This is a genomic window from Arthrobacter sp. I3 (assembly GCF_000520575.1).
GTDB classification, from domain to species: Bacteria; Actinomycetota; Actinomycetes; order Actinomycetales; family Micrococcaceae; genus Arthrobacter; species Arthrobacter humicola_A.
In genome coordinates this window covers 16,782-24,221 of sequence record NZ_KI914951.1, presented here as the reverse complement: position 1 = coordinate 24,221, position 7,440 = coordinate 16,782, and the positions used below count along the sequence as shown (strand labels likewise).

At 71.0% G+C, this 7,440-nt stretch carries 8 protein-coding genes; 2 read left to right on the top strand and 6 right to left on the bottom strand.

Features of this window, described 5'->3' with window-relative positions:
- Nucleotides 1-1,911 (top strand): ArnT family glycosyltransferase (locus Y706_RS26400; protein WP_043436468.1); only part of this gene is annotated, 1,911 nt, incomplete at its 5' end.
- A gap of 54 nt (nt 1,912-1,965) precedes the next feature.
- Here the strand turns inward: Y706_RS26400 and Y706_RS0118505 are convergent.
- The 4 genes from Y706_RS0118505 to Y706_RS0118490 form a co-directional block, all read right to left on the bottom strand.
- Nucleotides 1,966-2,646 carry an HAD-IA family hydrolase gene (locus Y706_RS0118505; protein WP_028277770.1) on the bottom strand — a complete coding sequence of 227 codons (681 nt, stop codon included), beginning with the start codon at nt 2,644-2,646 and terminating at the stop codon, nt 1,966-1,968.
- A 55-nt stretch (nt 2,647-2,701) separates the two neighbouring features.
- Nucleotides 2,702-3,079: a glyoxalase superfamily protein gene (locus Y706_RS0118500; RefSeq protein ID WP_026266579.1), complete on the bottom strand. Its 378-nt coding sequence runs from the start codon at nt 3,077-3,079 to the stop codon at nt 2,702-2,704.
- A gap of 71 nt (nt 3,080-3,150) precedes the next feature.
- Nucleotides 3,151-3,786 carry a uracil phosphoribosyltransferase gene (gene upp, locus Y706_RS0118495; RefSeq protein ID WP_018774274.1) on the bottom strand — a complete coding sequence of 212 codons (636 nt, stop codon included), beginning with the start codon at nt 3,784-3,786 and terminating at the stop codon, nt 3,151-3,153.
- Nucleotides 3,787-3,798: 12 nt separating this feature from the next.
- The gene (locus Y706_RS0118490; protein ID WP_028277769.1) at nt 3,799-4,665 is read right to left on the bottom strand and encodes a phosphatase PAP2 family protein; all 867 of its coding nucleotides are present in this window, start codon (nt 4,663-4,665) and stop codon (nt 3,799-3,801) included.
- 106 nt (nt 4,666-4,771) lie between these two features.
- Between Y706_RS0118490 and Y706_RS0118485 the strand changes: the two genes are divergently transcribed.
- On the top strand, nt 4,772-5,272 hold the full coding sequence (locus Y706_RS0118485; RefSeq protein ID WP_028277768.1) for a nucleoside deaminase: 501 nt from the start codon (nt 4,772-4,774) through the stop codon (nt 5,270-5,272).
- A gap of 10 nt (nt 5,273-5,282) precedes the next feature.
- On the opposite strand, the gene Y706_RS26395 is transcribed toward Y706_RS0118485, so the two are convergent.
- Complete coding sequence (locus tag Y706_RS26395; RefSeq protein ID WP_052355104.1) at nt 5,283-6,611, bottom strand: DNA glycosylase AlkZ-like family protein; 1,329 nt, start codon at nt 6,609-6,611, stop codon at nt 5,283-5,285.
- Nucleotides 6,612-6,694: 83 nt separating this feature from the next.
- Nucleotides 6,695-7,440, bottom strand: a 746-nt coding sequence (locus Y706_RS26390) for a glycosyltransferase (RefSeq protein WP_043436461.1), incomplete at its 5' end; no start/stop codon positions are given.

Below are 7,440 nucleotides of genomic sequence, written 5' to 3'. Positions count from 1 at the left end.
GCCACGGTCGTGCTGTATCTGTGGAACCTCGGCGCCTCCGGCTGGGCAAACGCGTTCTACTCCGCGGCGGCCCAGGCCGGGTCGCAGGATTGGGCGGCCTGGTTCTTTGGCTCCTCCGACGCCGGCAACGCCATCACCGTGGACAAGCCGCCGGCGTCGCTGTGGGTGATGGGCCTGTCGGTGCGGATCTTCGGGCTGAGCTCCTGGAGCGTCCTGGTGCCGCAGGCGCTCATGGGGGTCGGCACGGTCTGGCTGGTCTATCTGGCCGTCCGCCGGGCCGCGGCCCCCGCCACGGCCGACGCCGGCCTGGCCCACCGCGCGGGGCTTCTCGCTGGTGCGGTCATGGCCCTGACACCGGTGGCCGTCCTGATGTTCCGGTTCAACAACCCCGACGCCCTGCTGGTGTTATTGATGACCGCGGCCGCCTACGCCGTCTTGCGCTCCATCCAGGACGCGCGCGTGCGCTGGCTGCTGTTCGCCGGGGTGCTGCTGGGCTTCGGGTTCCTCACCAAGCAGCTGCAGGTCCTGCTGGTTGTCCCCGGTTTCGCCGTGGCCTACCTGCTCGCGGCGCCGGCAGCGGCGGGCAGGCGCATTCTTCACCTGCTCGGTGCGGGCGCGGCGATGGCCGTCGCCGCCGGCTGGTGGCTGGCCGCCGTCGAACTCATTCCCGCGGCGGACCGCCCGTACATCGGCGGCTCGCAGAACAACTCCATCCTGGAACTGACCCTGGGCTACAACGGCCTGGGCCGGCTGAACGGCGATGAAACCGGGAGTGTGGGCGGCAGCAACGGCTGGGGTACCCCCGGGCTGTTCCGGCTCTTCAACAGCGAGTTCGGCGGCCAGATCGCCTGGCTGCTGCCCTCGGTGCTGCTGCTCGGAGCGGGGCTGCTCTGGCTGGGCCGCCGCGCGCCGCGCACCGACCCGGTACGGGCCTCGGTGATCATCTGGGGCTCCTGGGTTGCCGTTACCGGGCTGACGTTCAGCTTCATGGCCGGGATCATCCACCCGTACTACATGGTGGCGCTGGCGCCCGGGATCGCCGGGCTCGCCGGGCTCGGCGGCGTCCTGCTCTGGCAGCGGCGGAACCAGCCCGTGGCCGCCGCCGACCTCGCGGTGGCGATCGTGGCGGCCGGGGCCATGGCCGCCGAACTCCTGGTCCGCACCGCGACGTACATGCCGTGGCTGCGCTGGGTGACGCTCCTGGGCGCGCTCGCCGCCGCCGGCCTGGTCCTGGCCGCCGCGGCCCCGGGCGCCAGGGGGGCCGCAGGGATGAAAGGAATGGGGATGATGGCGTCCAGGACGGTGGCGCGGACGACGGCGGCGCTCGCCGTCGCCGCGGCCCTCGCCGGTCCGCTGGCCTACTCGCTGTCCACCGCGGCCACGGCCCACAGCGGCTCGATTGTCAGCGCAGGCCCGGCCGTGTCCGGACGGGGCGGGGCCGGGATACCGCCGGCCCTCGGCGGCGCGGCAGGAGGCGGCTTCGGCGGTGCCACGACGGCGAACGGCACTGGCACAGGCGCTGGGACAGGCCGCGGACCAGGGGCGGGCGGAATGGGCGGCCTGCTCGGGGCCAGCACGCCGTCGGCGGCGCTCGTGGCCGCGCTGCAGACAGATGCCGGGACCTACACGTGGGCCGCCGCCGTCGTCGGATCCAACAACGCCGCCGGCTACCAGCTGGCGACGCAGCTCCCGGTGATGGCCGTGGGCGGGTTCAACGGCACGGATCCCGCGCCGACCCTGGCGCAGTTCCAGCAATACGTGGCCGACGGCAAGATCCACTACTTCATTGCCGGGCGCATAATGCAGGGCGAAAGCGGAGCCAACGATGCCGCGCAGATTGCCGCCTGGGTGCAGGACAACTTCACCGCCCGGACCGTGGGCGGGACCAGCGTGTACCTGCTGGCCGGGTAGGCGGGCGACGCCGTCGGGTCCGGGCCGGGCGGCGGCGGGGCTAGAAGGTGGGGGCTAGAAGGCGAAGGACAGGGTGCGCAGGCCGGCGCCGGTGACGTGGGTGGTCACGGCCACCCCGGAGTAGTCGGGAATGTGCAGCACACCGTCCGGCAGTTCGCCGGCATTGGGCCCCACTGCCACGGTCCGGACGCCGGCGGCGATGCCCGCGGCAATGCCTGCCGGGGCGTCCTCGAACACCACCGCATCGGCCGGGGCGACACCCAGCAGGGAGGCCGCCCGGAGGTATCCCTCAGGGTGGGGCTTGCCCCGCATGACGTCCTCCGATGTGACCGAGACGGCCGGGACGCCGATCCCCGCGGCTGCCATCCGGACCCCGGCCAGGTCCCGTGACGCGCTCGTCACCAGCGCCACGGCATCCGGCGGCAGGCTCGCCAGCAGCTCCGGCGCGCCGGGCACCGGAACAATGCCCCGGGTCTCGGCCAGCTCCATCCGGCCGAGCTCGGCCGCGAGGGCCTGGATGTCGGAGCCGGCCGGGGCAAACCTGCGGACGGTGTCCATGGCCTGGACGCCATGGGAGGAGCGCAGGATCTCGCCGATGTCCAGGCCGTAGCGGGCCGCAAACGTGGTCCACACCTGCTCCACGATGCTGGTGGAATCCACCAGCGTGCCGTCCATATCGAACAGGACGGCGCGGGCCGTCAGGGTGGTGGTGCCGGAACGGGATGGAGAGCTCATGCCTCCATCCTGCCGCATGACCCCGGGTCAGCCGGCCGCGCGGAGCCTACCGGGATCAGCCGTTGGGCCGGTGCGGGATGTACTGCACCGCCCACTTGTTGCCGTCGGGGTCGGCGAAGTGGACAAAGTGCCCCCAGTCCTGGACGTCGACGTCGCTGACGTCCACGCCGTTGTCCTTGAGCTGCTTGTGCGCGGCCTGGATGTCGCTGACCACAAGCTGCAGGCTGGGCGCGGTACCGGGCGGGGCGTCGTTGAGGCCCTCGCCGATGGCAATCGAGCAGCCGGAGCCCGGTGGCGTCAGCTGGACGAACCGGAGGCCCTCCATGGGCCGTTCGTCGTAGTCGGCGTTGAAGCCCACCTTATTGACGTAGAAATCCTTGGCCCGGTCCACATCGGACACCGGCACAAACACGAGTTCAAGTTTCCAATCCATGGCGCACAGGCTAGCGCGGTCCGCGGCTGCGCGGAAGGGATCCTCCGTGTTGCGCCTCGGCGGCGCCGCTCCTAGCCGGCGATGCCGTACAGGCGGTCTCCGGCGTCGCCCAGGCCGGGCACGATGTAGGACTTCTCGTTGAGCTTCTCGTCGATCGAGGCCAGCACGATCGTCACGTTGGCCTCTGACAGCTCTTCCTCCAGCTTGGCCAGGCCCTCCGGGGCGGCAAGCAGGCAGATGCAGGTGACGTCGGAGGCGCCGCGCTTGAAGAGGAACTTGATGGCCTCGCGCAGGGTCCCGCCGGTGGCCAGCATGGGGTCGAGGACGAAGATCTGCCGGTCCGTGAGGTCCTCGGGGAGGCGCTCGGCGTAGGTGATGATGTCCAGGGTCTCTTCGTCGCGGGCCATGCCCAGGAAGCCGACCTCGGCCGTGGGGACCAGCTTGGTCATGCCCTCGAGCATGCCCAGCCCCGCCCGGAGGATCGGGACCACCAGCGGGGTCGGCTTGGTGAAGGCGGTGCCGACGGTGGTGCTGACGGGCGTCTCGATGGTCACCGGTTCGGTGCGGACATCTCGCGTGGCCTCGTACGCCAGGAGCGTGACAAGCTCCTCGGTGAGCTGGCGGAAGACCGGGGACGGGGTGTTCTTGTCCCGCAGAACGGTGAGCTTATGGGCGACCAGCGGGTGGTCCACAACGAGAGTGCGCATGGGTCAAAACTATCACCCGGATGCTGAGGACCGTCCCGCGGTGCCCGGAGTATCGGCGTCGTTCGCATCGGCCGTTTTAGTGCCGACGGCATCGCCGTCGGCACTCCCGTCGGCGGCGCCGTCATGAAGGTGGGCGGGGTGCTCGAAGGTCGGCGCGGCGCCGGCGTGTTCCCGGTGCCGGAGCACGTGGAAGAGCCGGTGGGCCAGGATCACGATCCCCACCCAGGCCAGCCCGATGACCCACCCGATGATCACATCGGTCATCCAGTGATGGCCCAGGTAGACCCGGCTGAGGCCCATCGCGACGATGAAGATCACACCCGCGGTGATCAGGCCGATCCTGGCGCTGGTCCGCTTGATCTGCAGGCAGGCCAGGTACACCACGAGTGCGATCACCACCGTGGTGTTCAGCGTGTGGCCGCTCGGGAAGGACGGCGAGTTCTCGTAGGGCGGCACGGCGTCTGCATGGTCGGGGCGGGTACGGCCGATCAGTTTCTTGCCCACGGACGTGGCCGTGACCGAGACGGCGGCGGCGCCGCCGATCAGGATCAGCGGCCGCCAGGTCCGGGAGGTGTAGATGAGCACTGCCGTGAGGATGCTTGCCAGGATGGGCATCCCGATGCCGCCGCCGATGTTGGTGAACCCGGTGACAAAGGCGTCGAGGCCGGGGCTGCGCAACTGCTCCATGAACGCCAGCGTCGGCTTGTCCAGGTTCGCGAGGCCGGCGTCGTCCACCACGTTGTCGTAGACTTCGGCGCTCACCAGGGCCAGGATCACCACCACCACGCCGCCGACCAGCATGGTGATCCAGAGGGCCGCGTAGGGCACCACCCATTTGCCCCAGCGGTGCGCCAGCCAGTTCTCTGTTCCGGTGGTCACGGCCGTCTCCCGACTACTTGACAACATTAACTACATGGGCCTTTAACTGCATGGGCCGCACAGCCGAGCTGCACAGCATGCTTAGGGTCGAAACTATCATTGACCCATGACTGCCCCGGAGCCCCGCCATGCCCAATGGATGAGCCTTGCCCTGGCGGAGGCCCGGAATGCCCTGGCCACCGCGGACGTGCCGATCGGCGCCGTCGTGATCGGACCGGACGGTTCCGTGCTGGGCGCCGGGCGAAACGAACGCGAGGCCCTCGGGGACCCGACGGCCCACGCCGAGATGGTCGCCATCCGGGAGGCAGCCGCTCGGTTGCGGGCGCACCGGGCTTTGGAGGGCAAGGGCGACGACGGCTGGCGGCTGGAGGACTGCACCTTGGTGGTGACGCTGGAACCCTGCGCGATGTGCGCTGGAGCGATCGTCCTCGCCAGGATTCCGCGGGTGGTGTTCGGTGCCTGGGACGAAAAGGCCGGCGCCGCGGGTTCCGTGTTCGACATCCTCCGCGAGCGCCGGCTCAACCACTGGGTGGAAGTGGTTGCAGGCGTCCGTGAGCAGGAGTGCGCAGCGCTGCTGCGGGACTTCTTCGCCGGGCACCGCGCCTGATCCGTTCCGGCTAGCTTGTGCCGCCGGCAGATGACGCGCCGGCCGGTGCCGCGGAGGCTTTTGCGGAAGCCGCGAGCCCATCGATCCGCTTCTGCCGGGAGGCCGGAGAGTCCAGGCTGAAGGCCCGGAAATCACCGAGGTCCTCGCGGATCCAGGCTTCCACCTCGGCGATCCGCTGCGTCACCGCGGGCGTGGGGCCGTGGAACAGCCAGGGCACGATCCGTTCCTGGGCCGGATCGTATTGCCAAAGTCCGATGATCCGGCCGCGGTCCAGGATCGGGTGGTCCGGGAGATCCGCCTGCAGCGCGAGCGACCCCAGCGCCGGCTTGTGCAGGTCCTCCTCGGCCAGCAGGTCCGCCGCGTTGCGGCGCAGCAGGAACAGGGAATCCGTTCCTGCCAGCAACTGGATCTGTTCCCCCGCCGGCTCCTCGAAGGCGGCGAGGCCGCCGAGGTCCTCGGGCAGCATCCACAGTGGGTCCCCGCCGGCAGCATGTGGCCCGGCCGGTGCTGTGGACAGGGCGGTGGGCACCTCGACGGCGCCGACGGCGGCGAGCGCCGCCTTGCTTTGCGCCACGGTGAACCCCGTGAACCACTGCGACTGTTTGAAGGTGGCCCCACCGGTCCAGCCCAGGTAGCGGCGGATCAGCTCGGTGCGCGCATCCACGTCGTCAAGATCGCTCGGCGGCAGGCCCCAGGGCTGGTAGGCGTAGCGCTGCTGGTCCAGGCGCCCGTTCGCCGGGACCCGGCGGATCCGGCCGTCCGACTGCAGGATCCCCAGGGCGGTGGGCAGAGTGGTGGTGGCGCCCTTTTTCTTGCCTTCCTCGCCAAGGTTCCGCACTGAATCGCCGAGCTCGTCCTTGAGCTGCCGGGGATCCATGGGCCCCTCCGCCTCGGCGAGGGTGTGCAGCACCTGCTCTTCCAGCAGCGTGATCTCGCCGCGGTCCACGCCGAGCCGGCCGACCACTTTGAACGCGGACTCGGCCGCGTCCCGGCCCAGCTGAAGCGCCCAGGCGAAGTCTTCCCGGCCCAGGACGTAGGTGCAGCCGCGGGCGACCGGGAGTTCCAGGATCCGGTGGGCGAGGACGTCGGCGTCCACCTGTTCGCGGCGGATGCCGGCGCGGGCGAAGAGCGTGAGGTAGGGGTTGGCGCCGCCCACGGACCGGGCCCAGCCTGCCCGGGCGAGGACCTGCTCCGCCGTGCAGCCGGCCAGCGAGCCGTCCAGGCCCTGCCGGTGCCAGGACCATGCCCGGAGCCGCTCCGGGGTCAAGCTCTGCGGCTCCGGCAGGTTGACTGGCTTTTCTACCGACGGCGATTGCGTGGCGACAGGGTGGGTGCTCATGGGCTCATTCTCCAACAGCTTCTCTGTCAGCGGTATCAAGAAGCCGTATCAACCCGCGCCGGATGGTTTCTGGCCGTCCCGTTTCACCGGGTTCCGCGGGGTCCGTGAGGTGCTGTCGGTTCCGTCGGTTCCGTCGGTTCCGTCGACAGGAAGCCCAGAACGGTCCGGGCGGTGGCGTCCCAGCCGGGCAGCCGGCCCTGGGCGGCCGCTGCCGCCTCCCGCCAGCGGTCCCTGAGGCCGGGGTCGTCCAGCCAGCGGCGGAGCAGGTCCGCCAGCGGGGCGGGGTCCGTTCCGAGCCCGACGGCGGCGCCCGGCAACCCGGGCCCCGGAAAGTCCGGCGGGCTGTCCGGCGCCGGAAAGGCCGCCGGTTGCCCGGGCAGGGTGCCGGCGGCGAGCGCCTCGACGGCTCCGGTGCCCTCGCGCACCACCACGGGAATGCCGCGGGCCAGCGATTCGGTGACCACCAGGCCGTAGGTTTCGGCCCGGGAAATCAGCAGGCTGAGATCGGCCGCATCCCATTCAGCATCCAGTGCCGGGCCCCGGAGCTCGCCCGGGACGCGGATCCTCCCGGCCAGGCCCAGGCGCTCCACGGAGGTCCGGAGCTGTGCGGCATAGGCCGGATCGGCGGTGTCCGAGCCGATGAGGGACGCCGTCCAGGGCACATCCGCGAGCCGGGCGAGCGCCTCCAGCAGGAGCGACTGGTCCTTGTTCGGCAGCAGGGCCGCCACGGCGATGAGGTGCGGAGCGCCGGTGGACCGGCTGCCGGCCGCGAGCGGCGCGGGAGCGGTCCCGGGCAGGGCCACCCGGAGGCCGTCGAGGCCGTGGCGGG